We start from the raw sequence: 26,500 nt of genomic DNA, 5'->3' as shown, positions 1-26,500 counted from the left end.
TTGAAGATAGGGCAAAAACCGCATGACGCCAGACCGGCTCCCCCCGACCGGGCGCTGTTACCATTTCAGGATCTTGGTCAGCGCATCCTTGTTCTTGATCAGGTCGTTGACCGCACCCAGGTCGTTCAGGGATTCGATGACCTTGAGCTTCTCGTCCGAGGAAAGGTTTTTGCCCGCCTCGCGGATGATCAATACCTGATCCGCCGCCTTGGTCTCGTCCGATGCGATGGCTGCCGCATCGATGCTCGGCCCGATGGAGCGCTGATCCTGCAGGAGATAGAGAAATTCTCCGGCCTGCAGCCGAACGGTGTCGTCGTCATCCTGCGCCGCCGCCACCAGAACCGGAAAGTCCTCTCCCTTGAGGTTGGCAGATATGGCCTGCCTCGTTTCGGTCGTCGGCGAACGGCGCATCATCTCGGCCAGCGCGTAGGTTATGCCGAGCTTGGTCCGGTAGCCGTCCACATCCTCTTTCAGATGCCGAATCATGGTCGGGACCGCCGCCGGGCCGAGGGCCGCCAGATTGTCGCGCGTGCTGCGGCGGATGGAGGCGTCGTCATCCTGCAGACGATCGAATATCACGGGATCGATATCCAACGGCGGGGACTGGGCTAATGCGACCGGAAGGAGCAGCGACTGGAGAAGCTGGACCGATGCTGCGCCCGGTTGAGGAATGGCGATCGCCAGGTCCTGCAGGGAGCGAACTTCCTTGAAGACGACCTTGCCATTTTCGGTCACCACCCGGCGGGCGAGATCGAACTCCCAATCGATATTCTTGTTGTTGCCGAAAAGCGGTCCCAGGTGTGCTTTGGCGATGCCTTCGGCGCCGGCGACCATCGTGAACTCCGAACGGGGCTGGCCGCTGTCGAGCGTGGTCACCCGGATGCGGATATTCGACTTCCGGAAGCCGTTATTGGTCAGGATGAACTTGATCTCCTTGGCGTTGAGATCGCGATATTGATACAGCGGATCGTCATCGAGAATGACGACATCGCTCAGTTTGTCGATATCGCCGCTGATCGAGCCAGTCTTGTAGAGCATGGGCGGCGTGTCATAGGCCTGCAGAAGCAGGAACATGGCGAATGCTATCGCAACCGATCCGCCCATCGTCCATCCCCGCCAGGCCCCCTGTGCCTGAGCGCCGAATGCCGACAGGACGACCGCCACGCCAGCACAGGCGATCAATGTCGTCAAAAGGGATTTCTGATCGAGAAAGCCGGCGGATACCCCTCCGACGATCATCAGCAGCCCGACCCCGATCGCTATACTGGTCAGATGGGGAGGAATTCCTCCACCCCCAGGACCCGGCCCGTTACCTCCGCCGCCGCCCGGCCCGTTCGGGGCCGGGTTTTGAGGACTGGCATTGTTGCCATTGCCGCCAGCTTCGTCGTTAGCCATTGCAAAGCCCCCCGCTTCAGCAGGAGGGAATTATACTTATAGTTTTAAATATATCAATAAATAACTTTTAGTTGCATCAAGTTGCAGGCTTGGAAGAACTCTCGGTGCGCACCACTGCCGCCGGCAGGCGGATCGGCTTCAGCAGGCATGCGGCGAGAAGGCCGATCAGCGCCATGGCGCTTCCCGTCATGAAGACCGGCACGAAGGCTTCCGTGTAGAGCGTGTGAACCGCGATGCGCGACGCCTCCGGCAATCGAAGCATCATGGCCGGCGTGAGCGAAGCGATATCCTCGACGCCCGGAATGCTGGTGCCGACGCCCCTGATCCCGGCCGCAACGATCGCGCCATAGATGGAGATCGCGATCGAAGCACCGGCCATACGCATCAGTGTCACGGCACCGGTCGCCGCACCGACATCTTCGCGTGGGGCGGAATTCTGCACGCCGATGATCGGCGCCTGCTGGCCGAAACCGATCGCAAGCCCCTGCATCAACATGAAGCCCAGGATGAAGGGAACCGGAGTTCCGGCCGGAAGCTGCGAGAAGATGAACAGCGCTACGACGTTCAGCGACAGACCGATCAGCGTGAAGGGCTTATAACGGCCGCTGATGGAGATCAGCCTCCCGGTCGATATGGAACCGATGACGATGCCGGTGGTGGTAGCAATGAAGCAGAAGCTCGCCACGGATGGCGAAAGGCCCGTCGTCGTCTGCAGGAAAAGCGCGAAATAATTCGCCATGCCGATCGCCACCGCCCCGGTGCAGAAGGACACGACCAGGAATAGCGAGAAGGTCGAATCCCGGAAGAGTTTCAAAGGCACGATCGGTTCGGGAACACGGCCTTCGACGACAACCCAGGAGATGGCGCAAAGCACACCGAAGGCCACGACCAGCATGGATTGCCAAGCGATCAACGAACCGAAGAGCGTGACGCTATCAGCCCAGACCACGATGCTCGCGACCATCGCGGCAAGCAGAATGGCACCAGGATAATCGATCTTCGGTCTGCGGACCGGACGGCGATAGGGCAGCAGGAGCGAGATGCCGGTCAGAGCGACGATGCCGATCGGCAGATTGATGAGAAAGATCGATCGCCAGCCGAACCATTCGCTCATGGTGCCGCCAAGCAGCGGGCCGAGGCTGCCGGACGCCATAATGACAAGGCTCGAATAGCTCTGATATTTCGCCCGCTCACGGGGCTCGAATAGATCGGCATTGATGGAAAAGATCGACACCATGATGCCGCCGCCGCCCATGCCCTGCAGCAGGCGCGAGGCGATGAGCGAATCCATCGACCAGGCGAGGCCGCAAGTAAGAGAGCCGACGGTGAAGATGACGATCGCCGCCAGCATCACGTATTTGCGACCGAAGAGATCGCCGAGCTTTCCGTAGATCGGCATTGTCGCGCTGGTCGCAAGGAGATAGGCCGAACCGACCCAGCCGAAACGCTCCAGTTCACCGAATTCGCCGATAATTGTCGGCAATGCGGTCGAGACGATCTGGTTGTCCAGCGTCGCCATGAACAGCGCCGTCAGCAAAAAGCAGAAGATCACCAACCGCTGCCGGCGATCGGTGACAAGCGGCACATGGGCCGGGCGGGTCATATCCATAGGTTAATCCAAAGTGTCGAAATTTTATGTGCCGCAAGCATATAATTGTCAATGGCACTTTGATGCCTAAAGCAAAGAATGGTTGGAACGGAACGGAGGGTCTGATATTCTTTCCCGATGATGACCAAGAGCCTTTTGAGACAGGAATCCGCCGCAACCACTTCCCCCGAAGACGTAGCGCGCATCAGCGAGACGCTCGGCCGCATGCGATTGCTGATCGGCCGGCGGATCATCGGGCGCACGGCAATCGCCAATATCGCTCCGGGTCTCGACATTTCGCATCTCGACGTGCTGGACGTAATGCGCCGCATCGAGGGCGAGGTCACCGTCGGCGCGATCGCGGAGGCGATGCGAATCGACCCGTCGCGCGGCAGCCGGCTGGTGGCGGATCTCGTCGCCCGGGGCATCTTGCGCCGCGACGCATCCCAGGCCGACGGCCGCCGCTCGCTCGTCGTCCGGACCGAGTTCGGCGACAGGCTGCTGGCCGAAATCCGCGCAGTCAAACGCACGCTGCTCGCCCGCGTGCTGGAAGGCTGGCCGGAGGACGAGCTCAACGCCTTTTCCGCGCTCTTCGAAAAATTCGTATCGAACTTCGAAGCCATCTACGTGGCGGCGGAGAAGACGCCGGAGTCCCACCTTTCCGACGCCCCCTGAGCTATCTAATAAATTGCGCATAAATTGCTATTCCGTTATTCTGAAGAGAGAATATCGGAAGCAAAACCATGAATGTTTCGGTCGGTCCCCGCTGGGAAACATTCATCGAGGAAGCGGTGCAAGAAGGGCGTTACGGCTCGGCCAGCGAAGTGGTGCTAGAAGGCCTGCGGCTCGTGGAAGAGCGCGAGACGAAGCTTTCGGCGCTGAGGAAGACGCTGCAGCGGTCCATTGAAGCCGGCGGTGACGTCAGCGAGGAAGAGCTGGATGTTTTTCTGGATGCCGAATTCGAGAAGCTTGAGAAAGAGGGCTATTGAGCGCCACGCATTCAATATCTCGATAGCGTGGAGGCCGATTTCAGGGAAATAGCCCATTACGTCTCAAGAGAAAGCGGCAGCGCGGCAATCGCACGACAGTTCGTGAGAGCATTGCGTCACAAATGCCGCAACCTTGCGACGCTACCCGGTACAATGGGCGAGACCGCTCGGAACTCGGCCCTCGATTGAGAAGCGTCACGTATCGGGATGCATCATCTACGTCCGTTCTGCAGGTGATCGCTTCCAAGCAGTCAACATCCTCGAAGGCCATCGGGACGCCGAACGGCATTTCGGCGCCGGTGATACGGAGCCGGAGAGCGAGGGTTAAATGCCCTCGCCGCCTGAAACACGCAGCCGGTCGCGTCCCTGGTCCTTGGCCTCATACATGGCGCGGTCGGCACGTGCGAGCAGAGTTTCGGGCGTATCGCCATCCTGCGGAAAGAAGGCGATCCCCATGCTGCAGGTGGCCGTGACGCTCCTGCCTTCGACGACGATCGGGCGGGACACCAAAGTGCGAAGCTCCTGCAGCCGGCGCACGACGCCCAGTTCATCCTGACTGGGATTGCTGAAGACGATCGCGAATTCGTCGCCGCCAAGCCTAACCAGAAGATCGCTGGCGCGGATACAGTTCGCCATGCGGGATGACAGCGTCTTCAAGACTTCGTCTCCCGCGGCGTGACCGAGCGTATCGTTGATTTGCTTGAAGTTATCGAGGTCGATATAGGCGATCGTGACCTTGCGGTTCTCGCGGCGGGCCTCATGCAAGGTACGGCCGAACTGAGCCCAGAACAGCGTCCGGTTCGGCAGGCCGGTCAATGGATCGTGGTGCGCCATATGCTGGATACGCTCTTCATTGCGGGCGCGCTCAATCGCAATGCCGGCGATATCGGTCGCCATGGCCGTCAGCTCGAGCTCCAGATCCGTAGGCTCGCGCGGGCTGTCGGAATAAAGCCCGAACGTGCCGAGCACCCGGCCGTCCGGCGCCAGGATGGGTGTCGACCAGCAGGAACGGAAACCGAATATGATCGCGAGTTCGCGATAGTCGTCCCAGAGCGGGTCGGCCAGAACGTCCTCGACGAAAACCGGGGAACGCCGCCAGGCGGCCGTGCCGCATGAGCCGACCTTCGGTCCGATCTCCAGGCCGTCGATGAGTTTCACATACGCAGGCGGAAGCCGCGTGGCCGCGCCGTGACGCAGCCGGTTCGTATTCTCTTCGAGAAACAGGACGGAAGCCGTGATATCGTCCAGTTCTTCCTCCACCGTGCGGACCAACGCATCGAGAACCGTCTGAAGGGGCTGGCCGCGGGCGATCATCTCCAACAGCCGGGCATGGCCGTGGCGGCGGTCGTCCTGTCGTTTGCGTTCGGTGATGTCCCGCGAAATGCCGACTAGGCCGACGATCTGGCCTTCCGCATCGCGCAACGGCATCTTCGATGTGGTGAGCCACAGCACGCGGCCATCCGGAAGCTTGATGCGTTCCTCCCGGCCCTGAATCGCAATGCCTGTCGACATGACCTCCTGTTCGACGGCAAAGAGTTCACGCGCGGTCTCGTGGGCGAGGATGTCGAAATCGGTCTTGCCGATCATGTCGGAACCGTCGTGGAACCTGCTGTTGCGGCCGGCGGCGGCGTTGGCGAAGACAAAGCGGCTCCGACGATCCTTCACATAGATGAAATCCGGAAGGTGATCGAGAAGACTATAGGCTTCGAGTTGACGTGTGACGGGGGTAATGTCGAAATCGGTATCGGTTTCAGTGGAGACACGAAGCAGGCGAGTGCAGAGTTCATCCAGCGGATCGGAGGTGAAAGCCAGGGGCATGCTATGCGACAAGGGTCCCACCATCCCCACCTCTCCTTCCACTTTCATCCGAAAAATGCGCGAGAACCCGCCGCCCCATTGCATATAGCATGACGCAGAATTCCTTATCGTTGCTTAAAAAGATTGTGAAATCTGTCATGCGTGGAGCATGTATAGAAGCATTTTCTACTCACCCGCTCAAAACTAATCCGCGTAACCATGATGCAAAGGGCTGGCATGGAAAATGCTTCGTTGATGTCAAAGGATAGCGTTGGATGATTTCGAGACGGGCAGTATTGACGATGATCGCCAGCGCGGCCGCTTGCGGAGGGAGCCCGCTCCGTGCGCTCGCGACCCCGGAGGGGTTTTCGACGGCCGATCTGCGAGGGTCGATCGATGCCCGGGAACATGGCGTCACGTCCGAGGGCGGCGAGAAAGGAAGCCGCAAACTCGGCGAGATCATCACCAAGGCTGCGCGCCGGAACATGCCTGTCTTCCTGCCACCCGGCGATTACCAGGTCTCCAACCTCGACCTGCCCGAGGGCACGCGGATCACCGGCGTGCCCGGTGCCTCACGCCTCGTCTATTCCGGTGACGGATACCTCCTGAAAGCCGATGGCGTGCGTCGCATCGAGCTTACCAATATCGTCATCGACGGCGCCAGCCGCCGGCTCGACGACCAGAGCCCCGCGCTCGTCCACTTGCGCGGTGTCGGCGAGGTGATGATCGACAATTGCGAGATCACCGGTGCGGGAAAGACGGCCGTCCAGCTCGAACGGTGTGGCGGAAGGGTCGAACGAAGCCGGATTTCGGAGGCCGGCGAATACGGACTCCTGGCCGTGGAAAGCACGGGACTTTCCGTGACCGGCAACACGATCGTCGACTGCGGCAACGGCGGTATCCTCGTCCATCGCTGGACGAAGGGTATCGACGGCACGATCGTCTCCGGCAACCGCATCCTCGGGACCGGCGCGACGAATGGCGGAACCGGCCAGTACGGCAATGCGATCAATCTCTTCCGCGCCGACAACGTGATGGTGACCAGCAACCACATCTCGCAATCGGCCTTTTCGGCGATCCGCGCCAACAGCGCCTCGAACGCACAGATCGCCAACAATCAATGTTTCGCGTCGGGTGAAACCGCGATCTATGCGGAGTTCGCCTTCGAAGGCGCGATAGTTTCCGGCAATCTCATCGACGGCGCGGCGAACGGCATTTCGGTCGTCAATTTCAACGAAGGCGGGCGGCTTGCGACCGTCGCGAGCAACATCGTCCGCAATCTGAAACCCGTAGGGCCCTACGCGCTGGACGAGGCGATTTTCGGCGTCGGCATCAGCGTCGAAGCGGATACCGCAGTCACCGGCAATGTGATCGAGAACGTGCCGCTCTGGGGCATGGCGCTCGGCTTCGGTCCCTATCTGCGCAATGTGCTGGCGACCGGAAACATCGTGCGGCAGGCGAAAGTGGGCTGCGCCGTGACCGTGGTCGAGGGCGCGGGCGACGCGATGATTTCAGGGAACCTCTTCGAAGCGGTGCAGGACGGCGCGGTGATCGGCTACCGCTGGAAAGCGCCCTCCACTACCGAGCTTGGCCGCGGCGGCAACCAGGGCCGGGGGCTTGCGCATCTGACGATCGAGAACAACCGGATCGTTTAGGGCGAACAGATTCATTGAAAACTTTCATCGTCGTCCAACGCGGATTGATCTTCCGTTTTTCCGCGCATGCCCGTAGCTTGCCGCCGACATCCATTCGCATGCCTTCATCCCGAAACCGGTTATGACTTTCAGGCTGCACGCCCAGGAGAAATGTAGAATGCTGAAAATCTATGGTGTCTATCGCTCGCGGGCGACCCGCCCGCTCTGGCTCGTCGAGGAACTCGGCATTCCGTTCGAGCATGTGCCGATCATCCAGGGCTACCGGGTGTCGGAGCCGATGGCACCCGGCGCGCGGGTCAACACGCTGTCGCCGGAATTCCTGGCGATAAACCCGATGGGCTCGATCCCCTCAATGGATGATGGCGGCTTCGTGCTGCATGAATCTTTGGCGATCACGCTCTACCTCGCCCGCAAATACGGCGGTGAACTCGGCCCCAAGGATATCAACGAAGAGGCTCTGATGGTGCAGTGGTCGCTGTTCGCTGCCACCAGCATCGAGACGCCGGCACTCAAGATTTCCTCAACGATCGCCGGCGGCAAGCAGGATACGGAAGAGGGCAAGACCGACATCGACGTCTCGGCTCGCCTGCTGAAACGCCCTTTCGACGTGCTCGAAAAGCATCTTTCGAGGAACAGCCACATGATCGACGGCCGGTTCACCGCGGCGGACATCAATGTCGCGGAAATCGTGCGCTATGCACAGGGCCATGCGAGCCTTTTCGACAGCCGCCCGGCGCTGAAGGCGTGGCTCGAATCTTGTCAGGCCCGTCCCGGCTTCAAGGCCATGTGGGACAAGCGTCTGGCCGAACCGGCCTAATTTTTCCCTGCCGTCAGGGCTCTTCCAGCTCGGCCAGTTCCGCTTTCAGCCATGTGTGGAAGGCCCTGACCTTGGGTGGCCGGCGGGATCCGGCCCGGGTGACGAAATAGTGTCCGAAGCCGGTTGCCGCACGGACGGAAAAGGGTTCGACGAGCTTGCCGTGCTCCAGCGCGTAGGCCGCCAAAGTCTGCCACGCGAGCATCACCCCCTCGCCCGCGATCGTCGCATCAAGGCAGAGCGAGGCCTCGTTGAAGACGTGGCGGACGTTCAAAGGCCCGGGCGCGACGCCCGCCGCGTTGAGCCAGACGTCCCAGGAGAACATTGCCCGGCCGTCAATGATGGCCGGCAGTTTGAGGATATCGGCAGGCTCCTTCAGCTTTTCCGCAAGAGCCGGCGCGCAGACCGGAAAGATGAGCTGCGGCAGCAGAAGCTCGGCATCGACACCCGGCCATTTGCCCGTGCCGACGCGGATACCGAGATCGACACCATCGGTGACGAAATCCGCCATGGCCGTGGTGGCATCGATCCTCAGCCGGATCTCCGGATGGAGCGCCGAAAACCGATCCAGCCGATGGACGAGAAAACGGGCCGCGAAGACCGGCGCGACGGAAATTGTGAGCAACGTGTCGTCCCGCCGCTGCCCGAGGCCAACGGCCTCCGACAGCGAGTGGAAGCCTTCCTTCAGTCGCGCCAGCATGGGCCGCGCCGCGTCGGCCGGAACCATTCCCTTGGGCAAACGATGAAAGACCGGCCGGCCGAGCTGCGCCTCCGCCTTGATGACCTGCTGGCTGACAGCACCAACCGAGACGCCAAGCTCTTCCGCCGCCGCCTGCAGCGACCCCAGACGGCCGACTGCTTCCAGCGCCCGCAATCCGTTCAAATGCACGAGGTTGAGGTTTTTCATATAGATTTTCTAAAGGCTACCTTTCAAGAACTCAATTGAAAACCAACACGGAAGCGCCGATATTCCTCCTGCAAATGATAACAAATTTGCAAGGTGACACGCATGGCATCGCTCAAGATTTTCTTGAACCCGAAAACCTGGCTGAAATCAGCCGGGGACTCCATGGAGAAACAGTCCGACGATCCGTTCGATGATCCGGACATTCGCTCCATGAACCTCGGGCAACTCGCCGACCTGCCCTTTCCGGGCATTTATGATAAAGCACGCCTGGAAAAGATGACGCTGGCGAAATGCGCCTGACGGATCAGGCTGCCTTTTCCTCAGCAAGCGCCTTCTGGACCGCGGGCCGCGCCTTCATCCGTTCGTAATGGGCCTGGACGCGCGGAAATGCGGCGATATCGACCCTATCCCCTTCCAGCCAGCCGGCGATGGTGAAGAGATAGGGATCGGCGACGGAATACTGCTCGCCGAGGACATAGGGGCCTGCAAGAAAATCGTCCTCGATCAGGCGGAAACATTCGCCCATGGTCTGCGGCACCTTGCGCAGCATGTCCGCATGGGAGGACGGCTCGTCGGCCCATCTTGTGCCGCGGCGACCATGCGCATGCGCCACATGCACGGTCGAGGAGAGATAGGCGTTGAACGCCTGCATCTTGGCAAACAGGAACGGATCGTCGAGCGGGGCCAGCTTCGCCAGCGGCGCGGCCTGCGCGATGAAGGCAAGGATCGCGACCGTCTCGCTCAGCGCGCCCTTGTCCGTCACCAGAGCCGGCACGCGACCCTTCGGGTTGATCTTCAAATAGGCTTCGGAACGCTGCTCGCCTTCTGCGAAATTCAGCCGCTTCACCTCATAGGGCAGGCCGGAATCGGCAAGCGCGATATGGCTGGCGAGCGCACAGGTGCCGGGCGCGAAATAGAGCGTATACATGAACATCCTCCGGTTTGAGGATGCCGTTGTAGCACAGGCTCATTTCTCAGGAAGCCTCAAACGACGCCTGGAACATCTTCCAATCGATACCAGACCGGAATGCCGCGTTCGGTGGCCAAGCGGACATCATTGTCGGCGCCCCTGGATTCGCCCGACAGGCGAAGCACACCATCGCAAAGCTGCAGCAGGCGTCCGGCGGCGGGATGGAAAATCTCCTCGTAGAGATCGTCTCCTATCTCCTTGCCACCCGCCGCGCGCCATACCGGCAGAGCCACCCATTCACCGATCATCGGCACGTGACCTGCGCTGAACAGCGCGTAGGAGGGGGCCTCCAGCCGTCTCAGGTTCTCCGCCATCCTGTTGGGGTCGTCACCCGTACCGGAACGATAGGGACCGGCAATCAAGATCAACATGTTCGTTTCTCCAGAACGTATCCGCATGCATCGCGGAACTGCACGAATTTGCCAGAAATACTTTACATACAGCACGATTTCAGGCATGTTCGCGTTTATTCATGGAATTTCGTGCAGAGTCAAGAACCATGCTGACGAGCCAACGCAAGAACCTCATTCTCGACATGCTGCGTCGGGAGGGTCAGGTCGTCGCCAAACGGGCGGCAGAAGAGTTTTCGCTGTCGGAGGACACGATCCGGCGGGATCTGCGGGAGATGGCGGCGGAAGGCCTGCTCAGGCGCGTACACGGTGGGGCCATGCCCGTGACGCCGGACCTGCCGGATTTTACCGCGCGGCGGGCAATTTCATCAGAGGTGAAGAGGAAGCTCGGCGCAGCGGCTGCCGCCATGATCAAGCCGGGTCAGATGATCTTTCTCGATGGCGGCACGTCGACGGCTGAAATCGCCCGGGCGCTGCCGCGCGATTTCGCCTTCACGGTCGCCACCCACAGCCCGACGATCGCTGCGGAACTGGAGCATCATCCGACCGCCGAGGTGATCCTGATCGGCGGCCGGCTCTACAAACATTCGATGGTGGCAACGGGAGCAGCGGCGATGAGCCAGATCGCGAACATGCGTCCGGACATCTTCTTCTTGGGCGTGACGGCGGCGCATCCCGTCCGCGGGCTCTCCACCGGCGATTTCGAGGAAGCCGCAATCAAGCGGCATATTTCCGTTTGCTCGGCCGAGACGATCACGCTGCTGACGGTGGACAAGTTGGACGCCGTCTCGCCGCATGTGATCATGCCGGTCTCGGCGCTTTCGGGCATCATCATGCAGAGCGGCGCTGACGAGGCACGGCTGGCACCCTACCGGGCGGCGCGATTGGATGTGATGGAGGTGTAGCGGTCAGTGTTCACGCGAGACTGAGAAGACCGCTATATTGTCCTGCGTCATCCTTGGCCAGATCACGGTCGGCTTTCGTCTTCGCCACGCACTGAGCGAACGCAAGGCTTATGCGGCATTCGCCGCGCTGGGCGCTGGCAAATAGTCAACGAGACCTTTTTCGACTATAGTTGGGTACAGCTTGGGCAGAAACCACGAAGTTCGCTAGAGCGGACGATTGTTTGAGCCCGGCTCGACCGCGGCCTCCCTTTCGGCGTCCATGGAACTCGGGACGGAGCGCCTGCTTGCCGATGCAGAATTCGTGAGTGGAGCGCAAAGATGGAACAGAACGCGGAGATCGGCACGGCCGGACCTAACGACTTCCCTGCCATTCGAACCTTGTGCAACGGCTTCATCGACTGGTGCCGATCGCGTTATGGCGAAAACGCCTGGTTCGTCGACCGATACTACACGCCAGAAGAATGGGCCGCACTCCTGGACAGCCTACCGAGAATACACTCGCCTCCAGATGGGGAGATTCTTGTTGCCCGCCTGAACGGAAAGGTGGTCGGCTGTGTGATGATGCAGCGGATCGACGAACACACATGCGAGATGAAGCGCATGTTCATCAGTCCCGAGGGCCGAGGCTTAGGGCTGGGCCGCCGTCTCGCCGAGACCATCGTGGGCGTGGCTGCAGAGCGGGGCTATACCACCATGCGGCTGGATACCGGCCGCAACCATGATGAGGCGCTAAGCCTCTACCGCTCTCTCGGATTCCAGGAGATCGCACCCTACTACAAAGCACCCCCTGAACTGCGCAACCATCTCATCTTCATGGAAGCCCCTCTGGTGGGGTAGTTCCGTCGCCCTCGCGATGGGTCCTGTTGCACGTGCACGGCGGAGCAAGGTTGTAGGATGGTGCCGAAGTCTGCTTCATGGTGGGCAAATGTGTAAGTGGTGGCCTTTGGTACCCTAATGCCGGGCCGATCCAGCCACATCACCCCCCCTCTCGGCACCTCCCCGTGACTCAGATAGGGTGAAATCCCCGTTCAGATTCCGCGATTCATACAGCCAAAAGATGCGCCATATCTTGGGATCCCGGAGCTAACGGGATAAGCCACCTCAAAACATCAAGCCGTTGCAGATCCTCGGCACAAGACCGAGGATGACGGAGGAGAGGTTGGCACGCCGCCGGAAGGAAGGCCTCACGCAAACAGCGCATCGGTGACGCGGACGTCGCCGACATGGATGCCGTTCCAGTTCCTCATGGACTTGTTGGCCATGGCCAGCAGCTTCGCCTGCACCTCGCCGCCCTTTTCGAAATAGCGAGAGATCAGTGCGAAGATCATCGCTTCCGCGGCGCGCGTCGTGCCGTCCTCGCATTTCACCGCAATCGCAAGCCCCTGATCCGGCAGGGCCGCGACAAAGACGCCCTCGGCGCCGGTCTTGGCGAAGATCTTGCCCGGCGCGACTTCCATCAGCTTCGTGCATGCGCGGTTGCTGCCGGCGACATAGAAGGGCTCCGCCATGCACGCCTCCATCAGCCGGCGCGCCGCCCTGGCGCGCTCCGGCGAGAGCGAGCTTCCCGTCACCATTTTTGCAAAGCCGTGGGCCAGCCCCTTGAGCGGCACCGCATAGCTGGGAATCGAGCAGCCGTCCGTGCCGCAATTCTGATGACCGAGGATCGCGCCGGTCAGCGCTTCCATCGTACCCCGGATTTCGGCCTGCAGCGGATGGTCGTATTCGACATAGCCCTTCACCTCCAGCCCCGCATGGACACAGGTACAGACGAAGCCGGAGTGTTTTCCGGAGCAGTTGTTGTGGAGCGCGGTCGGCTTTTCGATCGTGCGGGCCTGGTGGATGAGGGTCGCCTGATCAGAAGACCAGTGCGCACCACATTCGAGCGCGTCGTCATCACGACCGGCTTTCGCCAGCATGGCGGCGGCCGTCGCCACATGCGCGTCCTCACCGGAATGGGAGGAGCAGGCAAGCGCCAGTTCCACATTGCCGAAACCGTAGGCATCAGCCGCACCGCTTTCGACGAGCGGCAGCGCCTGCATGGCCTTGCAGGCCGAGCGCGGGAAGACGGCGGCTTCGGCCTCGCCGAAGGAGAAGACAACCTTGCCGTCTCCGTCGACGACCACCCCCATGCCGCGATGGCGGCTTTCGACCAGCCTGCCTCTGGTAACTTCCACGGTAACGGGGTTTTGCATGGTCGGTCCTGAAATTGCTGTTTTCATTGATGCCTATGCGAAGCGCATACCACAGGCTCGTAAACAAGTCTGGCGCTATCTTCACGAGGGAACCTTGCATGAAATCCGTTAAGCGGCTGTTTCTGGTCATTTTCATCATCTACCTCCTGCCGACATTCGCCTCGGCAGGTCTGTGGGCGATGAAGGACCGACCGTCGCGATGGAGCGAGGCGCGCTGGTCTTCCGCCGGGATTCTGCCGAAGGCGGAACAGAGCGAACAAGCTGCGATCTACGTCTTTTCGGCGATGACCGGCGGGCTGAAGGGCGCCGTCGCGAGCCATGCCTGGATCGTCATCAAGGAAAAAGGCGCAAACGCCTATACGCGCTACGACAAGGTAGGATGGGGCAAACCAATCCGCCGCAACGGCTATCCGGCGGACGCCTACTGGTATTCCAACACGCCCGAGCTGGTGACTTCGGTGACCGGTGCAAAAGCGGAACAGCTCATTGCGAAAGTCGAGGATGCGATCGCCGCCTACCCTTATGCGGAGCCCGGCGGCTACACCATCTGGCCCGGGCCGAATTCCAATACCTTCGTGGCCTACATACTGCGCACGGTGCCGGAGCTCGATGCCGTGCTGCCGCCGCATGCGGTTGGCCGCGATTATCTTCCGGGCGACGAATTCGTGCATCTTGACGAGGACTGGCGCGATCTGCACGTTACGCTGCGCGGGCTGATCGGCTTTTCGGCCGGTGTTCGCAGCGGTCTGGAGGTGCATGTCCTGGGGCTGGTTGCTGGTCTCGACTTGGCGAGGCCGGGCATCAAGGTGCCGGCGGTGGGACGTATCGGAATTTGAAGGGCAGCTATGCAGAAAATGCAAAACGCCCGCAACCTGGCGGGCGTTTGACAATCATATGGTCAATCGACGATCAGAAGCCGACGGCTTCGCGGGCGACGCGGCGGATATCGCTTTGTGCGATGCCGAGGTCGTTGAGTTCGCGCGGTGTCATACGGCCCAGTTCGGCGACCGTCTGACGATATTTACGCCAATTGTTAAGAGTGCGTGCGACGTTCATGATGATCCCCCTTTCCTGGGTTTTCGAAGCTTAGCAGCCAGTCCTTGGCGCTCTCGTTTGCTTCGATGACCCTCATATAGTCCCGCCTCGGTTGTTGTAAAAGTGCCTACTAGACACGCCACCCATGCAGTAAATGCATATCCAGGGGCGATCCAGATCAATGACTGGCGAGAAAGGGAGATTGAATATCGACAACCGCAAAAAGGAAAAGGGCCGCTCACGCGACCCTTCCATGAGTTTGGTCCGGTTGAACGAACCCGGGCGCTACATGAGCTGCCCGAAGGAAGATGAAGTTCAGGCCGAGGGCTGCCCCGTCAAAACCATCACCTTTCCATTGCCCGTTACGCAGACCGAAATCTCACTAGACATTGGATCACCTTCCTTTCATTACGTTGACGATGAAATCAAGGTAGGTGCAAGCGGCCGAGTCTGCAAGGCACGTTATGTAAACAATCGCGCATTTAAGTGAGTTGCGCAGACTCAGTCCCGTCCCTAGAATCCGCCAGCTTTCAACAACGGAAGCCTACCTTTCAGCTCAATTTCAGTACGATCTTGCCGATGTGGCTGCTGGTCTCCATCAGCCGGTGCGCCTCGACGACCCTGTCGAACGGCAGGACGGAATGGATGACCGGAGTAACCCTCCCCTCCCCCAGGAGCGGCCAGACCTGAGCCAGAAGATCGTCGCGGATGGCGCGCTTTTCCTCCGCCGTGCGCGGGCGCATGGTGGAGCCGGTGACCGTCAGGCGCTTGACCATGATCGGCGTGAGGTTCACCTTTTCCGCCGTATTTCCGCCGAGGAAGGCGATGATCGACAGGCAACCGTCCTTGGCGAGTACGGAAAGGTTCTTTTCGAAATAGGCGGCGCCGATCATGTCGAGGACGACATCGACACCCTTGCCACCGGTCTCCTGCCGCATCACCTCGGCGAAATCCTCGGTCCTGTAATCGATGCCGCGTCTGGCGCCGAGCCTCTCGCAGGCCTCGCATTTCTCCTTCGAACCCGCTGTCGCATAGACCGTCGCGCCAAAGGCCCTGGAAAGCTGGATCGCCGTCGTGCCGATACCGCTTGACCCACCATGGATGAGAACGCTTTCGCCTTCCGTCAACCCCGCCATCTGGAAAAGATTGGCCCAGACGGTGAAGAAGGTTTCGGGAAGCGCCGCGGCTTTCACCGCGTCATACCCTTTCGGCCATGGCAAAGCCTGTCCGGCCGGCACGGCGCAATAATCCGCATAACCGCCGCCGTTCGCCAAGGCGCAGACCTTGTCGCCGGGCTTGAACTCGCTCACGCCTTCGCCGAGGGCAACGACCTCGCCGGCAATCTCAAGCCCCAGGATCGGGCTCGCATCCTTCGGCGGCGGATAATTGCCGCTGCGCTGCGCCACGTCCGGCCGGTTGACGCCGGCGGCCTCCACCTTGACGAGAATTTCTCCGGGCCGGATGGCCGGCAGCGGCCCTTTTGCTGTAACCATGACCTCCGGCGCTCCGAAGGAAGGCAGATCGATGAAACGCATTTCGGCGGGAAACGGCATGACGGGCTCTCCTGTGAGTGTCAGGCCACTGACTTAGGACAGTCCTTCGCCCATAGGAAGGCGGCGTTCCGCCGCTCGGTCATTTTGTCTCGCCGAAGGTCGCGAAAACCAGGCCGCCTTCGCTGTCTTTCGCATTGGCCTTGACGGCGGCGATCTCCGCTCCGATGCGGCCTAAATCATCGAGCAGCAAGCCCTGCGGTAATTCCAGAACCCCGATCGAGCAGCGCAGCAGCGGAAAATCCCGCTCGGCGCCATAGCGGTCATGGCCACGGATCTTTCCCGCGATGCGCTCTTCCGGCGAATAGAGCTCCGCGACATCATCATGGAAATCGCTCAGCAGCCGTTCAAGGATTTCGTTCAGCTCCTCTCGAGTCCAATCGCGCACCCCGATGAAGAAGTCATCGCCGCCCACATGCCCCAAGAAAACACCGTCCGAGAAAAAATAACGCTTCATGAGCGCCGCAAACAGCGAAATCGCGTGATCGCCCATGTGGAAGCCGTAGTGGTCATTGAACGGCTTGAAATTGTCGAAGTCGCAATAACAGAAGAAGCGGGTCTCATCGTCGTCGCGGCCGCTCTCCTGCATGAAATCGCGGATGGCGCGGTTGCCCGGCAGACCGGTCAGCGGATTCTGATCCTGGGCGATCTTCAACTGCTTCTCGTTGATGACCTTGATGAGCGAGGCCGCCGATACGACGCCGGCATAACGCATGTTCTCCGTCAGGATGATGCAGGCGCTGTTGTCCATGTTGGCAAACAGGCTCATCAGTTCCTCTGCCTCCGCATCCAGACCGATGACCGGGGCACGATCGACGAAATGCGAGATCGAGCGTTCGTAGACCTTGTTCTTCAAAAGGTCGCGACCGAAGGGCTGGTAGATATATTCCTTCAAGTGGTATTCGTTGATGACGCCGCGCGGCTCACCATTGGCATTCAGCACCGGGAAGAAGGCCTGGCGCGGGTTGCGGCGGAAGAGCTCGAAGACGCTGTCGATGCTTTCGTTCTCGTAGACGGCCGGCAGGTGCTCGATCTGCTTGCGGATCAGTATCTCGTCGAGCGACTGGCTCGAGCGGCGACCGCGGCCGATATCGGCAAGATGGGGAAAGGACGGCTGCAGTTCCGAGACGAACGTCGTCGGCCGGGCGATAAACCAGCCCTGCACGAGATCCACGCCATATTCACGGCAGGCTAAGAATTCCGCTTCCGTCTCGATACCTTCGGCGATCACCCGAATGCCGAGCACATGGGCGATGTTGACGATATTCTTGACGAGATGGCGCTTGCGCGGATTGCGGTCGACGCCGGCGACGAAATGCCGGTCGATCTTGAGATAGTCGACCGGATAATCGCAGAGCAGCTTCATTTCGCCATGGCCGACACCGAAATCGTCGATCGCGAGCTTGAAGCCCTCCTTGCGCATCCATATCACCAGATCGGCGAATTCGGGCACGCTGGTATTGTCGAAACGCTCGGAAAATTCGAAGCAGACCGAGGATGGCGCGATATTCGCCTTGCGCAGATGCTGCACCACCTTCTCGATGAAATGTTGACCCTGATGAATAAGCCGCACATCGAGATTGAGGAAGAGCGTCGCGGAGGAGAAGTCCGGCAGGCTGGCGAACTTCGCCAGCGCACGGTTTGCCATCATCTGTTCGAGCAGCAGAAGCTGGCCGACCTCCTGGGCCTGGTCGAGCAGTTCGAGAGGAGAAGAGAAGCCGATCCGTTCCTGGCCACGCAGAAGGGATTCATAACCGAAGACCGAACCGGTGCCGACTTCGACGATGGGCTGGAAGGCATTTTCAAGCACCAGTTTCGCAAGGGTAACAAGCTGGTCGCTTGCATATCGTCTAAAGACACCCGGTTCCAATATGGCCGCAGACGACATCTACTCACTACTCCACTGCGCAATGGCCTAAGACACAGCGGTGAGGCTCCCATCAATTCGTCAAAAATCCCTTTCACGAAAATGACGTTTCGATGAAGGTTCGATGACGGAAGAATGCATTTTTATACAATATTATAACGACTTAATCGTATCGATACCGATCGCTCGCTCAGCCTTTGGCGGCAAGCGCCACGGCAATCAGCGCCCAGCCCTGCATGATCAGATCGACAGCCAGGAATAGGCCGAGGATGAAGAGGCTGTTGACCGGCCAGCCGAGCGCTATCACCAGGCCCGCCAGCGCGGTCACGATGCCGCCGACGATGATCCAGCCGGAACCGCGCACAGGCCGCATCCTGAAGCCGACCCAGAGGCGGAAAACGCCCGCGACGACGAGCGCCACGGCCATGAGAAGGGTCAGGACGGCCGCCGTCAGAGCCGGATTCCAGAAAGCCAGTACGCCGGCGATCGTATAAAGAATGCCGCTCAGCGCCCAGAACAGCATCTGATCCCAGCCCTTCACCTGGAAGGCGTGGACGAGATAGGCGACGCCGCCGATCAGCATCATCATGCCGATGTATAGGACGGAAACCACGGTCGCCGCGAAGAGATTGGCGAGCGCCAGAAAGCCGAAAACCAGGAGAAGAATGCCAAGGGCGAGAAACCAGCCCCATTTGCCACGAATTGCTGCAACCGCCGGCGTCTCGATACCGAATGCCATGATCAACCCTCTCTCGTAAATCTTACCCGACGTTATGCGATGGGATGTGGAGCGGATTTGACCAAGGTCAACCGCGCTTTTGGAACAGGAAGGTTCGCAATCGCTTCTTGATTGGTTAAGCGATCAAAAATAACTCACTCTTGAGTCCAGATCATTGTCCGGAGAGACGATTCCGCATGACCCGTCCCAATATCCTGATCGTCATGGTCGACCAGTTGAATGGAACGCTGTTTCCGGACGGCCCGGCTGACTGGCTGCACGTGCCGCATCTGAAGGCGCTCGCCGCCCGCGCGGCGCGGTTTCGGAGCAATTACACCTCCTCGCCGCTCTGCGCCCCGGCGCGCGCCTCCTTCATGGCAGGCCAGCTTCCAAGCCGCACACGCGTCTACGACAATGCCGCCGAATACGCCTCCTCGATCCCCACCTATGCGCATCACCTGCGCCGCGCCGGTTACTACACCGCGCTTTCCGGCAAGATGCATTTCGTCGGGCCGGACCAATTGCACGGCTTCGAGGAACGGCTGACGACCGACATCTATCCGGCCGATTTCGGCTGGACGCCCGACTACCGGAAGCCGGGCGAGCGGATCGACTGGTGGTATCACAATCTCGGCTCGGTGACCGGTGCAGGCGTCGCCGAAATCACCAACCAGATGGAATATGACGACGAGGTCGCGTTCCTCGCCAACCAGAAGCTCTACCAGCTTGCCCGCGAGCAGGACGACAAGAACCGCCGGCCGTGGTGCCTCACCGTCTCGTTCACCCATCCGCACGATCCTTACGTGGCGCGGAAGAAATTCTGGGACCTCTACGAGGATTGCGAGCACCTTCTGCCGGAGGTCGGAGAAATCCCGCTCGAGGAACAGGACCCGCATTCAAAGCGGCTCATCCTTTCCTGCGATTATCAGAATTTCGACGTGACGGAAGAGAATATCCGCCGCTCGCGCCGGGCCTATTTCGCCAACATATCGTATATCGACGAGAAGATCGGCGAGCTTGTCGATACACTGACGCGGACGCGGATGCTCTCCGACACGCTGATCGTGTTCTGCTCCGACCATGGCGACATGCTGGGCGAGCGCGGGCTGTGGTTCAAGATGAACTTCTTCGAAGGTTCGGCGCGCGTACCGTTGATGATCGCCGGCCCCGGCATTTCGCCCGCCCTTTACACGGCGCCCGTCTCAAACCTCGACGTGGCGCCAACGCTCTGCGACCTCGCCGGCATTTCCATGGCGGAGATCGAGCCCTGGACCGACGGCGAAAGCCTGAAGCCGATGATGGAAGGTGGCACCCGCGTGAACCCGGTGCTGATGGAATATGCCGCAGAAGGTTCCTATGCGCCCCTCGTCGCGATCCGTGAGGGCAGATGGAAATATGTCCATTGCGAACTCGATCCGGAGCAGCTTTTCGACCTCGACGCCGACCGGCAGGAGCTGAAGAACCTTGCCGCAGATCCGGCCTTTGCGGACGTGATGGAAAGGTTTAGAGCAAAGCGCAAAGAAAAATGGGACATGGCCGCCTTCGACGCGGCGGTGCGCGAAAGCCAGGCGCGGCGCTGGGTGGTCTACGAGGCGCTCCGGAACGGCGCCTATTTCCCCTGGGACCACCAGCCTCTGCAGAAGGCATCGGAGCGCTACATGCGCAATCACATGAACCTCGACAACCTCGAGGAATCCAAACGCTACCCGCGAGGCGAATGAGATGAAAGCCCAACCCGTCGCCAGCCATTTCATCGACGGCGAATATGTCGAGGACGAAGATGGCGCAGTCATCGAAAGCCTCTATCCGGCAACCGGCGAGGTGATCGCGCGGCTGCATGCGGCAACGCCTGCCATCGTCGAAAAGGCGATCGCGGCCGCCAAGCGCGCCCAGCCGGAATGGGCGGCAATGAGCCCGACAGCGCGCGGGCGCATATTGAAGCGCGCCGCCGAGATCATGCGCGAGCGCAACCGCGCGCTATCCGAACTCGAGACGCTCGATACCGGCAAGCCGATCCAGGAGACGACTGTCGCCGACCCGACCTCTGGCGCGGACAGTTTCGAATTCTTCGGCGGGGTGATCGCCGCGGGCATGAACGGCGACTACATCCCGCTCGGGCGCGACTTCGCCTATACGAAGCGCGTGCCGCTCGGCGTCTGCGTCGGCATCGGCGCCTGGAACTATCCGCAGCAGATCGCCTGCTGGAAGGGTGCGCCGGCACTGGCGGCCGGCAATGCCATGGTCTTCAAGCCTTCCGAAAACACGCCGCTCGGAGCCCTGAAGATCGCCGAAATCCTCATTGAAGCCGGCCTACCGAAAGGGCTCTACAACGTTATCCAGGGGGACCGGAATACCGGGCCGCTTCTGGTCAACCATCCGGACGTGGCGAAAGTGTCGCTGACCGGATCGGTGCCGACCGGCCGCAAGGTGGCCGCCGCCGCTGCGGGCAATCTCAAGCATGTGACGATGGAGCTCGGGGGCAAGTCGCCGCTGATCGTATTCGACGACGCGGATCTCGACAGCGCCATCGGCGGCGCCATGCTCGGAAATTTCTACTCCACCGGCCAAGTCTGCTCCAACGGCACCCGCGTCTTCGTGTCAAGCGGCATCAAGAGCGAGTTCCTGTCTCGCCTGAAGGAGCGGACGGAGAGGATCATCATCGGCGACCCCATGGACGAGGCGACGCAGCTCGGGCCGATGGTCTCCTTCGATCAGCGGCAGAAGGTGCTGTCCTATATCGACAAGGGCAAGGCCGAGGGCGCGACGCTTCTGACCGGTGGCGGCATTCCGAACCATGTCACCGGCGAAGGTTATTACATCCAGCCGACCGTGTTTTCCGACGTGACCGACAGGATGACCATCGCGCGGGAGGAGATTTTCGGGCCGGTGATGTGCGTGCTCGATTTCGACGACGAGGACGAGGTGATCGCGCGGGCCAACGCGACGGAATTCGGCCTTTCGGCCGGCGTCTTCACCGCCGACCTGACGCGCGGCCATCGAGTGGTGGACCAGTTGCAGGCAGGCACGCTGTGGATCAACACCTACAATCTCTGCCCGGTGGAAATCCCCTTCGGCGGCTCGAAACAGTCCGGTTTCGGACGGGAGAATTCGCTCGCGGCGCTGGAGCACTATTCCGAGCTGAAGACGGTCTATGTGGGCATGGGCAAGGTCGAGGCGCCGTATTGAGGAATAGAATGCCCCTCACCCTAACACTCTCCCCGCGCGCGGGGAGAGTGAACGCGGCACACGGGGCGTCGAAGAACAAGAAACGGCGCGGCATATCCCTTCTCCCCGCCCGCGGGGAGAAGGTGGCGGCAGCCGGATGAGGGGGCAACTCATGCAGGCAGATTTCGTCATCATCGGTTCCGGTTCGGCGGGCTCCGCCATGGCCTATCGCCTGTCGGAGGGCGGCAAGCATTCGGTGATCGTCATCGAGGCGGGGGGCACGGATTTCGGGCCGTTCATCCAGATGCCGGGCGCGCTCGCCTGGCCGATGAGCATGAAGCGCTACAACTGGGGCTATCTTTCCGAGCCCGAGCCGAACCTCAACAACCGGCGGATCACCGCGCCGCGCGGAAAGGTGATCGGCGGGTCGTCCTCGATCAACGGACTCGTCTATGTTCGCGGCCACGCGGAAGACTACAACCGCTGGGAGGCGCTCGGCGCGACCGGCTGGGCTTATGCCGACGTCCTGCCCTATTTCAAGCGGATGGAGACTTCCGAGGGTGGCGAGGAAGGATGGCGCGGCACGGACGGGCCGCTGCATGTCAAGCGCGGGCCGGTGAAGAACCCGCTGTTCCACGCCTTCATCCAGGCGGGCCGGCAGGCCGGTTTCGAAACGACCGAGGATTACAACGGCTCGAAGCAGGAAGGCTTCGGGCTGATGGAACAGACCATCTACAGGGGCCGGCGCTGGTCCGCGGCGAATGCCTACCTCAAGCCCGCATTGAAGCGCCCGAATGTCCAACTGGTTTACGGCTTCGCCAACAGGATCGTGATCGAGGACGGTCGGGCGGTGGGCGTCGAAATCGAGCGGCGCGGCGTGACCGAAGTGGTCCGGGCGAACCGCGAAGTCATCGTCTCGGCTTCCGCCTTCAATTCGCCGAAACTGCTGATGCTTTCGGGCATCGGCCCGGCGGAGCATCTGAAATCGATGGGCATAGAGGTGAAGGCTGACCGGCCAGGCGTCGGCGCCAACCTGCAGGACCATATGGAATTCTATTTCCAGCAGGTCTCCACCAAGCCGGTGTCGCTCTATTCCTGGCTGCCGTGGTTCTGGCAGGGGGTCGTCGGCGCGCAATGGCTTCTGTCGAAGCGTGGGCTCGGCGCATCCAACCAGTTCGAGGCTTGCGCCTTCCTGCGCTCCGCGCCGGGCCTGAAGCAGCCGGACATCCAATATCACTTCCTGCCGGTCGCCATCTCCTATGACGGACGCGCAGCCGCCAACACCCACGGCTTCCAGGTGCATGTCGGCTACAACCTGTCGAAATCACGCGGGAACGTGACACTCCGGTCTCCCGACCCGAAGGCCGACCCAGTGCTGCGCTTCAACTACATGAGCCATCCGGAGGATTGGGAAAAATTCCGCCATTGCGTGCGGCTGACCCGTGAGATCTTCTCCCAGACGGCGTTCGATCACTATCGCGGGCCGGAAATCCAGCCGGGCGAAAAGGTGCAGACGGATGACGAGATCGATGCGTTCCTGCGCGAACATCTGGAAAGCGCCTATCATCCCTGCGGCACCTGCCGCATGGGCCGCGCCGATGATCCAATGGCGGTCGTCGACCCTGAATGCCGGGTGATTGGCTTGGAAGGGCTCAGGGTCGCGGACTCATCGATCTTCCCGCACGTCACCTACGGCAACCTGAACGGCCCCTCGATCATGACCGGCGAAAAGGCGGCCGACCACATCCTCGGGAAAACGCCGCTGCCGCGCAGCAATCAGGAGCCCTGGGTCAATCCTCGAGCGGCGGTGAGCGACCGGTAAGAATATCCCACTCCTGCCTCAAGGCTTGCTGATATTCTTGTCCGTCTACCTTAGGTTCGGACCAAAGGCCAAAAGCGTCTTCCAGCCGCTTTTGGGTCTCCGCTCTTTCAGCCATCTTTCTTCTGTCCAATAATGTGCGCATTTCCGCTAACACTTCTTGTGAACTGTAGTAGACGCCTGTTCTTCTAGCCTCTTCCAGAGAGGCCACACCTCTCAGAATAAACTCTCGCTGCTCTCCTGCCCGTTCAACAGGGTTTTGGCTCACGATGCAATCCTTGATTGCCTATCCTGAAAGTTGCATCGACTTCAGAGTCGGATCAAGCCAAAACTAGAGAAACCCGATCCATCTTCCGGCGATCACGGCAGCGATCCAGATGAGGATGGAGAGCGTGGCGCCGATACGGAGAGGAATCGTCGCTGCCTCGCCGGCAAGTACGGCTTTCCAGCCTTTGCCGGAGTGAACGAAGGCGACGTTGAGCAACCCTGCGGCAATGAAACCGAGCTTCACGAGGAACGCCGGATTGCGGGCATATTCCAACGGTTTGACGGTGAAGAGACAAAGCCCGGTGACGATGGCAAGCGCCACGCCCAAACCGGCCATGCGCGAGAGGTAGGCGGCAACAGCCGGCAAAGGCACGGCCGGCGCGAGGCCGAGAAGCAGGAGATCCAGCGCCAGGATCGCGCCGAACAGCATGCCGAGCCCAAGAATGTGGACGGCATTGACCAGGAGGTAGAGCGTCGAGGACGTGATCAGTGCCCGGGCGATCGGCGTTTCGGCGAGCGGAGCAAGAAATTCCATTCCCGCCTCAGTTCGTCCGGATGCGTTCCGGATAGATGTCGAAAGTCTTGCCCGCGACGGCGATCCGGACGGCCTTCATACGCTTCTCGTTGCCATCCGCCGAGCGGTTGCCGGTGGCGATGATCTCGTCGCCGACCTTCGCCTGGCCTTCCACGAAGCCGGAGCGGCGGGTCTGGTTCGGATTGCCGAGTTCGACGCGCCAGATGCCGTCTTCGGCCTGGACTTCCAGTGTCGGATGCGGCGGGGCGAAGGAAATCGAGTGGATGGTACCCTTGAGGTCGATCTGGTCGGCCTCCGCCCAGGACCAGCCGTGATGGGCGGAGGCAGTGCCGGCGAAAGCGGCAACGATCGCAGCTCCGGCAAGAGTGCGGGTGATGGAACGATGAGGCATGGCGGCAACTCTCCATTTTCTACATCCGGCTGCACATCAACATGTGACGGCGGGACACCATCGCCAGAGTTTTTCACCGAATCTTGATATCATCTCCCGAAACTCGTCCTGGAAATGAACTTTACGACACATTCTGCGGCCTCGCGGCTTGCAATCCATGCCGGGGAAGCGAATAAGCGGAGTCGATCCCAGCCAAGGTCGCCATGCCTGTTTCCTATCGCAAATCAAAGATGTTCCGCCGTTCGCGTGTCATGCGCGTCTCTTGGAACGTGTGGAAACCACGGATTGTTTTCTGGATCGGCGCGATAGCAATCGGCTTTGTCAGTGTCGGCTTCGCCCTGGCCGCCGACAAGGCGCAGGACTTTTTCGCGCGGTTGACCGAGGTCGGTCCCTATGCGTTCCTGCTGCCGCTCGTCCTGACGCCTGCCGGGTTCGCGCTGTGTGCCTGGCTGGCGTTCGCCGTCTTTCCGAATACACAAGGCAGCGGCATTCCGCAGGCGATCGCCGCGCGGCACCTGCGAAACGATACCGATCGGCTGGGGCTTCTATCCCTCAAACTTGCAGCCGGCAAGATCGTCCTCACCATCGTTGGACTATTCTGCGGCGCCTCGATCGGCCGTGAAGGGCCAACCGTTCAGGTGGGCGCTTCGATCATGCTCGCCGTCGGCCGCTTCGGCGGCATGGCCCAGGCGCGCGGGCTCATTCTCGCAGGGTCCGCGGCCGGCATCGCCGCCGCCTTCAACACGCCGCTCGCCGGGATCGTCTTTGCCATCGAGGAGATGAGCCGAACCTACGAATCCCGCGCCAACGGCCTGGTCCTGACGGCCGTCATCCTCTCCGGCCTTGCAGCGCTCGGGCTTGTCGGCAGCTATACCTATTTCGGGGAAACCTCTGTCATGGCCACCTCTCACCTCGACTGGGCGATGGTGGCGATCTGCGGCATTTGCGGCGGCGCGCTGGGAGCCGCGTTCAGCGCCGGCGCAATCCGCGCCTCCCGCAGGATCAGGCGGTGGGCACATCCAAGCCCATTGAAGCGGATGGTCTGGCTTGCTGCAGGCTGTGGGCTGGCGGTGGCGGTCATCGGCCTCATCTCCGGCGGCCAGACTTTCGGCACTGGCTACAAGGAAGCCAGCGCCATGCTGGAAGGCGCAACGGTATCGCCAACCTTCTTTATCGAGAAGCTCGGCGCAACCTTCCTCTCGATGATCTCCGGCATTCCCGGCGGCATTTTCGCGCCTTCGCTCTCGGTCGGCGTCGGCCTCGGGGCGACGCTCGGCACCCTTTTCGGCGCAAGCATCGCGCTTTCAGCCTTGCTCGGAATGGCCGGCTACTTCGCCGGCGTCGTGCAGGCGCCGATGACGGCTTTCGTCATCATCATCGAGATGACCGGCGACCACGAGGCCGTCATCCCGATCATGGCCGCCTCCATGCTCGGCTACATCACGTCGCGCATGTTGTCCCCCGAACCACTCTATCACGGGCTCTCCCGCGCCTTCATTGCGGCAAGCATCCGCGCCAGGCGGGCGGATCAGCAAGCCGGCAGCACCAGAAGCCAGGGCGATGCCGTCACCGCACCTGACGCATGAAGGTG

At 60.9% G+C, this 26,500-nt stretch carries 28 protein-coding genes; 14 read left to right on the top strand and 14 right to left on the bottom strand.

The genetic code is table 11. The annotated features are described in order from the left end of the window. Window positions 1–57: 57 nt before the first annotated feature. Together J2046_RS03835 and J2046_RS03830 are read right to left on the bottom strand one after the other, a co-directional pair. Complete coding sequence (locus J2046_RS03835; RefSeq protein WP_210049641.1) at window positions 58–1,395, bottom strand: HEAT repeat domain-containing protein; 1,338 nt, start codon at window positions 1,393–1,395, stop codon at window positions 58–60. A 76-nt stretch (window positions 1,396–1,471) separates the two neighbouring features. Next, complete coding sequence (locus tag J2046_RS03830; protein WP_210049639.1) at window positions 1,472–3,004, bottom strand: MDR family MFS transporter; 1,533 nt, start codon at window positions 3,002–3,004, stop codon at window positions 1,472–1,474. Window positions 3,005–3,121: 117 nt separating this feature from the next. Between J2046_RS03830 and J2046_RS03825 the strand changes: the two genes are divergently transcribed. The 3 genes from J2046_RS03825 (at window position 3,122) to J2046_RS33720 (ending at window position 4,161) form a co-directional block, all read left to right on the top strand. After that, entirely contained in the window at window positions 3,122–3,658 is a 537-nt protein-coding gene (locus tag J2046_RS03825) for a MarR family winged helix-turn-helix transcriptional regulator (protein WP_210049637.1), read from the top strand. Window positions 3,659–3,726: 68 nt separating this feature from the next. Next, complete coding sequence (locus J2046_RS03820) at window positions 3,727–3,972, top strand: type II toxin-antitoxin system ParD family antitoxin (RefSeq protein WP_210049635.1); 246 nt, start codon at window positions 3,727–3,729, stop codon at window positions 3,970–3,972. 9 nt (window positions 3,973–3,981) lie between these two features. Further along, window positions 3,982–4,161: a type II toxin-antitoxin system RelE/ParE family toxin gene (locus J2046_RS33720; protein WP_411828458.1), complete on the top strand. Its 180-nt coding sequence runs from the start codon at window positions 3,982–3,984 to the stop codon at window positions 4,159–4,161. A 135-nt stretch (window positions 4,162–4,296) separates the two neighbouring features. On the opposite strand, the gene J2046_RS03810 is transcribed toward J2046_RS33720, so the two are convergent. Next, entirely contained in the window at window positions 4,297–5,814 is a 1,518-nt protein-coding gene (locus J2046_RS03810) for a sensor domain-containing protein (protein WP_210049633.1), read from the bottom strand. 230 nt (window positions 5,815–6,044) lie between these two features. On the opposite strand from J2046_RS03810, the gene J2046_RS03805 reads away from it, so the two are divergent. Next, a complete protein-coding gene (locus J2046_RS03805) occupies window positions 6,045–7,424 on the top strand; it encodes a TIGR03808 family TAT-translocated repetitive protein (protein WP_210049631.1) in 1,380 nt (459 codons plus the stop codon). Between the two features lie 157 nt (window positions 7,425–7,581). Beyond that, window positions 7,582–8,241: a glutathione S-transferase family protein gene (locus J2046_RS03800; protein ID WP_210049629.1), complete on the top strand. Its 660-nt coding sequence runs from the start codon at window positions 7,582–7,584 to the stop codon at window positions 8,239–8,241. Window positions 8,242–8,254: 13 nt separating this feature from the next. On the opposite strand, the gene J2046_RS03795 is transcribed toward J2046_RS03800, so the two are convergent. Further along, the gene (locus J2046_RS03795; protein ID WP_210049627.1) at window positions 8,255–9,145 is read right to left on the bottom strand and encodes a LysR substrate-binding domain-containing protein; all 891 of its coding nucleotides are present in this window, start codon (window positions 9,143–9,145) and stop codon (window positions 8,255–8,257) included. Between the two features lie 102 nt (window positions 9,146–9,247). Between J2046_RS03795 and J2046_RS03790 the strand changes: the two genes are divergently transcribed. Continuing rightward, a complete protein-coding gene (locus J2046_RS03790) occupies window positions 9,248–9,445 on the top strand; it encodes a hypothetical protein (protein ID WP_210049625.1) in 198 nt (65 codons plus the stop codon). A 4-nt stretch (window positions 9,446–9,449) separates the two neighbouring features. On the opposite strand, the gene J2046_RS03785 is transcribed toward J2046_RS03790, so the two are convergent. Together J2046_RS03785 and J2046_RS03780 are read right to left on the bottom strand one after the other, a co-directional pair. Next, on the bottom strand, window positions 9,450–10,073 hold the full coding sequence (locus tag J2046_RS03785) for a glutathione S-transferase family protein (RefSeq protein ID WP_210049623.1): 624 nt from the start codon (window positions 10,071–10,073) through the stop codon (window positions 9,450–9,452). A 56-nt stretch (window positions 10,074–10,129) separates the two neighbouring features. Beyond that, window positions 10,130–10,486 carry a DUF4406 domain-containing protein gene (locus J2046_RS03780; RefSeq protein ID WP_210049621.1) on the bottom strand — a complete coding sequence of 119 codons (357 nt, stop codon included), beginning with the start codon at window positions 10,484–10,486 and terminating at the stop codon, window positions 10,130–10,132. A 128-nt stretch (window positions 10,487–10,614) separates the two neighbouring features. On the opposite strand from J2046_RS03780, the gene J2046_RS03775 reads away from it, so the two are divergent. Both J2046_RS03775 and J2046_RS03770 read left to right on the top strand, forming a co-directional pair. Continuing rightward, on the top strand, window positions 10,615–11,370 hold the full coding sequence (locus J2046_RS03775) for a DeoR/GlpR family DNA-binding transcription regulator (protein ID WP_210049619.1): 756 nt from the start codon (window positions 10,615–10,617) through the stop codon (window positions 11,368–11,370). A gap of 318 nt (window positions 11,371–11,688) precedes the next feature. Then, the gene (locus J2046_RS03770) at window positions 11,689–12,207 is read left to right on the top strand and encodes a GNAT family N-acetyltransferase (protein WP_210049617.1); all 519 of its coding nucleotides are present in this window, start codon (window positions 11,689–11,691) and stop codon (window positions 12,205–12,207) included. Window positions 12,208–12,554: 347 nt separating this feature from the next. Here J2046_RS03770 and J2046_RS03765 read toward each other — a convergent pair whose 3' ends face one another. Next, on the bottom strand, window positions 12,555–13,562 hold the full coding sequence (locus J2046_RS03765) for an asparaginase (protein WP_210049615.1): 1,008 nt from the start codon (window positions 13,560–13,562) through the stop codon (window positions 12,555–12,557). Between the two features lie 98 nt (window positions 13,563–13,660). On the opposite strand from J2046_RS03765, the gene J2046_RS03760 reads away from it, so the two are divergent. Beyond that, entirely contained in the window at window positions 13,661–14,398 is a 738-nt protein-coding gene (locus J2046_RS03760; RefSeq protein ID WP_210049613.1) for a DUF3750 domain-containing protein, read from the top strand. A 73-nt stretch (window positions 14,399–14,471) separates the two neighbouring features. Here the strand turns inward: J2046_RS03760 and J2046_RS03755 are convergent, their stop codons facing one another. Then, window positions 14,472–14,618 (bottom strand): DUF1127 domain-containing protein, encoded by a 147-nt coding sequence (locus J2046_RS03755; protein ID WP_210049611.1) that lies wholly within the window; start codon window positions 14,616–14,618, stop codon window positions 14,472–14,474. Window positions 14,619–14,799: 181 nt separating this feature from the next. Here J2046_RS03755 and J2046_RS03750 point away from each other — a divergent pair, with 181 nt between their 5' ends. Beyond that, window positions 14,800–15,087: a hypothetical protein gene (locus J2046_RS03750; protein ID WP_210049609.1), complete on the top strand. Its 288-nt coding sequence runs from the start codon at window positions 14,800–14,802 to the stop codon at window positions 15,085–15,087. A gap of 61 nt (window positions 15,088–15,148) precedes the next feature. Here J2046_RS03750 and J2046_RS03745 read toward each other — a convergent pair whose 3' ends face one another. The 3 genes from J2046_RS03745 to J2046_RS03735 form a co-directional block, all read right to left on the bottom strand. Further along, window positions 15,149–16,150 carry an NAD(P)H-quinone oxidoreductase gene (locus tag J2046_RS03745; RefSeq protein ID WP_210049607.1) on the bottom strand — a complete coding sequence of 334 codons (1,002 nt, stop codon included), beginning with the start codon at window positions 16,148–16,150 and terminating at the stop codon, window positions 15,149–15,151. 79 nt (window positions 16,151–16,229) lie between these two features. Continuing rightward, a complete protein-coding gene (locus J2046_RS03740; RefSeq protein WP_210049605.1) occupies window positions 16,230–18,035 on the bottom strand; it encodes a bifunctional diguanylate cyclase/phosphodiesterase in 1,806 nt (601 codons plus the stop codon). 169 nt (window positions 18,036–18,204) lie between these two features. Further along, the gene (locus J2046_RS03735) at window positions 18,205–18,753 is read right to left on the bottom strand and encodes an HdeD family acid-resistance protein (protein WP_210049604.1); all 549 of its coding nucleotides are present in this window, start codon (window positions 18,751–18,753) and stop codon (window positions 18,205–18,207) included. 176 nt (window positions 18,754–18,929) lie between these two features. Between J2046_RS03735 and betC the strand changes: the two genes are divergently transcribed. The 3 genes from betC to betA all read left to right on the top strand — a co-directional run bounded on the left by betC (window position 18,930) and on the right by betA (window position 23,719). Then, the gene (betC, locus tag J2046_RS03730) at window positions 18,930–20,453 is read left to right on the top strand and encodes a choline-sulfatase (protein WP_210049602.1); all 1,524 of its coding nucleotides are present in this window, start codon (window positions 18,930–18,932) and stop codon (window positions 20,451–20,453) included. A 1-nt stretch (window position 20,454) separates the two neighbouring features. Beyond that, window positions 20,455–21,918, top strand: a complete 1,464-nt coding sequence (gene betB, locus J2046_RS03725) for a betaine-aldehyde dehydrogenase (RefSeq protein ID WP_210049601.1) — start codon at window positions 20,455–20,457, stop codon at window positions 21,916–21,918. A gap of 151 nt (window positions 21,919–22,069) precedes the next feature. Continuing rightward, window positions 22,070–23,719 carry a choline dehydrogenase gene (gene betA, locus J2046_RS03720; protein ID WP_210049599.1) on the top strand — a complete coding sequence of 550 codons (1,650 nt, stop codon included), beginning with the start codon at window positions 22,070–22,072 and terminating at the stop codon, window positions 23,717–23,719. Here the strand turns inward: betA and J2046_RS03715 are convergent. The 3 genes from J2046_RS03715 to J2046_RS03705 form a co-directional block, all read right to left on the bottom strand. Continuing rightward, window positions 23,688–23,984: a hypothetical protein gene (locus J2046_RS03715; RefSeq protein WP_210049598.1), complete on the bottom strand. Its 297-nt coding sequence runs from the start codon at window positions 23,982–23,984 to the stop codon at window positions 23,688–23,690. The genes betA and J2046_RS03715 overlap by 32 nt on opposite strands. 63 nt (window positions 23,985–24,047) lie before the next feature. Continuing rightward, on the bottom strand, window positions 24,048–24,518 hold the full coding sequence (locus J2046_RS03710) for a DUF6644 family protein (protein ID WP_210049596.1): 471 nt from the start codon (window positions 24,516–24,518) through the stop codon (window positions 24,048–24,050). A 7-nt stretch (window positions 24,519–24,525) separates the two neighbouring features. Further along, window positions 24,526–24,909 carry a DUF6152 family protein gene (locus J2046_RS03705; RefSeq protein ID WP_210049594.1) on the bottom strand — a complete coding sequence of 128 codons (384 nt, stop codon included), beginning with the start codon at window positions 24,907–24,909 and terminating at the stop codon, window positions 24,526–24,528. Window positions 24,910–25,112: 203 nt separating this feature from the next. Here J2046_RS03705 and J2046_RS03700 point away from each other — a divergent pair, with 203 nt between their 5' ends. Then, window positions 25,113–26,495 carry a chloride channel protein gene (locus J2046_RS03700; RefSeq protein WP_210049592.1) on the top strand — a complete coding sequence of 461 codons (1,383 nt, stop codon included), beginning with the start codon at window positions 25,113–25,115 and terminating at the stop codon, window positions 26,493–26,495. Window positions 26,496–26,500: the final 5 nt, after the last annotated feature.

It is taken from the genome of Neorhizobium petrolearium, from assembly GCF_017873175.1.
Lineage (GTDB): Bacteria > Pseudomonadota > Alphaproteobacteria > Rhizobiales > Rhizobiaceae > Neorhizobium > Neorhizobium petrolearium.
Note: the sequence above shows the minus strand (reverse complement) of the source record. Positions and strands in the feature narration are given on the sequence as shown.

What these genes read in the sequence shown, in the direction of transcription:
- J2046_RS03835 (WP_210049641.1), bottom strand. Translation starts at nt 1,395, where the DNA reads ATGGCTAACGACGAAGCTGGCGGCAATGGCAACAATGCCAGTCCTCAA.
- J2046_RS03830 (WP_210049639.1), bottom strand. Translation starts at nt 3,004, where the DNA reads ATGGATATGACCCGCCCGGCCCATGTGCCGCTTGTCACCGATCGCCGG.
- J2046_RS03825 (WP_210049637.1), top strand. Translation starts at nt 3,122, where the DNA reads ATGATGACCAAGAGCCTTTTGAGACAGGAATCCGCCGCAACCACTTCC.
- J2046_RS03820 (WP_210049635.1), top strand. Translation starts at nt 3,727, where the DNA reads ATGAATGTTTCGGTCGGTCCCCGCTGGGAAACATTCATCGAGGAAGCG.
- J2046_RS03810 (WP_210049633.1), bottom strand. Translation starts at nt 5,814, where the DNA reads ATGGTGGGACCCTTGTCGCATAGCATGCCCCTGGCTTTCACCTCCGAT.
- J2046_RS03805 (WP_210049631.1), top strand. Translation starts at nt 6,045, where the DNA reads ATGATTTCGAGACGGGCAGTATTGACGATGATCGCCAGCGCGGCCGCT.
- J2046_RS03800 (WP_210049629.1), top strand. Translation starts at nt 7,582, where the DNA reads ATGCTGAAAATCTATGGTGTCTATCGCTCGCGGGCGACCCGCCCGCTC.
- J2046_RS03795 (WP_210049627.1), bottom strand. Translation starts at nt 9,145, where the DNA reads ATGAAAAACCTCAACCTCGTGCATTTGAACGGATTGCGGGCGCTGGAA.
- J2046_RS03790 (WP_210049625.1), top strand. Translation starts at nt 9,248, where the DNA reads ATGGCATCGCTCAAGATTTTCTTGAACCCGAAAACCTGGCTGAAATCA.
- J2046_RS03785 (WP_210049623.1), bottom strand. Translation starts at nt 10,073, where the DNA reads ATGTATACGCTCTATTTCGCGCCCGGCACCTGTGCGCTCGCCAGCCAT.
- J2046_RS03780 (WP_210049621.1), bottom strand. Translation starts at nt 10,486, where the DNA reads ATGTTGATCTTGATTGCCGGTCCCTATCGTTCCGGTACGGGTGACGAC.
- J2046_RS03775 (WP_210049619.1), top strand. Translation starts at nt 10,615, where the DNA reads ATGCTGACGAGCCAACGCAAGAACCTCATTCTCGACATGCTGCGTCGG.
- J2046_RS03770 (WP_210049617.1), top strand. Translation starts at nt 11,689, where the DNA reads ATGGAACAGAACGCGGAGATCGGCACGGCCGGACCTAACGACTTCCCT.
- J2046_RS03765 (WP_210049615.1), bottom strand. Translation starts at nt 13,562, where the DNA reads ATGCAAAACCCCGTTACCGTGGAAGTTACCAGAGGCAGGCTGGTCGAA.
- J2046_RS03760 (WP_210049613.1), top strand. Translation starts at nt 13,661, where the DNA reads ATGAAATCCGTTAAGCGGCTGTTTCTGGTCATTTTCATCATCTACCTC.
- J2046_RS03755 (WP_210049611.1), bottom strand. Translation starts at nt 14,618, where the DNA reads ATGAACGTCGCACGCACTCTTAACAATTGGCGTAAATATCGTCAGACG.
- J2046_RS03745 (WP_210049607.1), bottom strand. Translation starts at nt 16,150, where the DNA reads ATGCCGTTTCCCGCCGAAATGCGTTTCATCGATCTGCCTTCCTTCGGA.
- J2046_RS03740 (WP_210049605.1), bottom strand. Translation starts at nt 18,035, where the DNA reads ATGTCGTCTGCGGCCATATTGGAACCGGGTGTCTTTAGACGATATGCA.
- J2046_RS03735 (WP_210049604.1), bottom strand. Translation starts at nt 18,753, where the DNA reads ATGGCATTCGGTATCGAGACGCCGGCGGTTGCAGCAATTCGTGGCAAA.
- betC (WP_210049602.1), top strand. Translation starts at nt 18,930, where the DNA reads ATGACCCGTCCCAATATCCTGATCGTCATGGTCGACCAGTTGAATGGA.
- betB (WP_210049601.1), top strand. Translation starts at nt 20,455, where the DNA reads ATGAAAGCCCAACCCGTCGCCAGCCATTTCATCGACGGCGAATATGTC.
- betA (WP_210049599.1), top strand. Translation starts at nt 22,070, where the DNA reads ATGCAGGCAGATTTCGTCATCATCGGTTCCGGTTCGGCGGGCTCCGCC.
- J2046_RS03710 (WP_210049596.1), bottom strand. Translation starts at nt 24,518, where the DNA reads ATGGAATTTCTTGCTCCGCTCGCCGAAACGCCGATCGCCCGGGCACTG.
- J2046_RS03705 (WP_210049594.1), bottom strand. Translation starts at nt 24,909, where the DNA reads ATGCCTCATCGTTCCATCACCCGCACTCTTGCCGGAGCTGCGATCGTT.
- J2046_RS03700 (WP_210049592.1), top strand. Translation starts at nt 25,113, where the DNA reads ATGCCTGTTTCCTATCGCAAATCAAAGATGTTCCGCCGTTCGCGTGTC.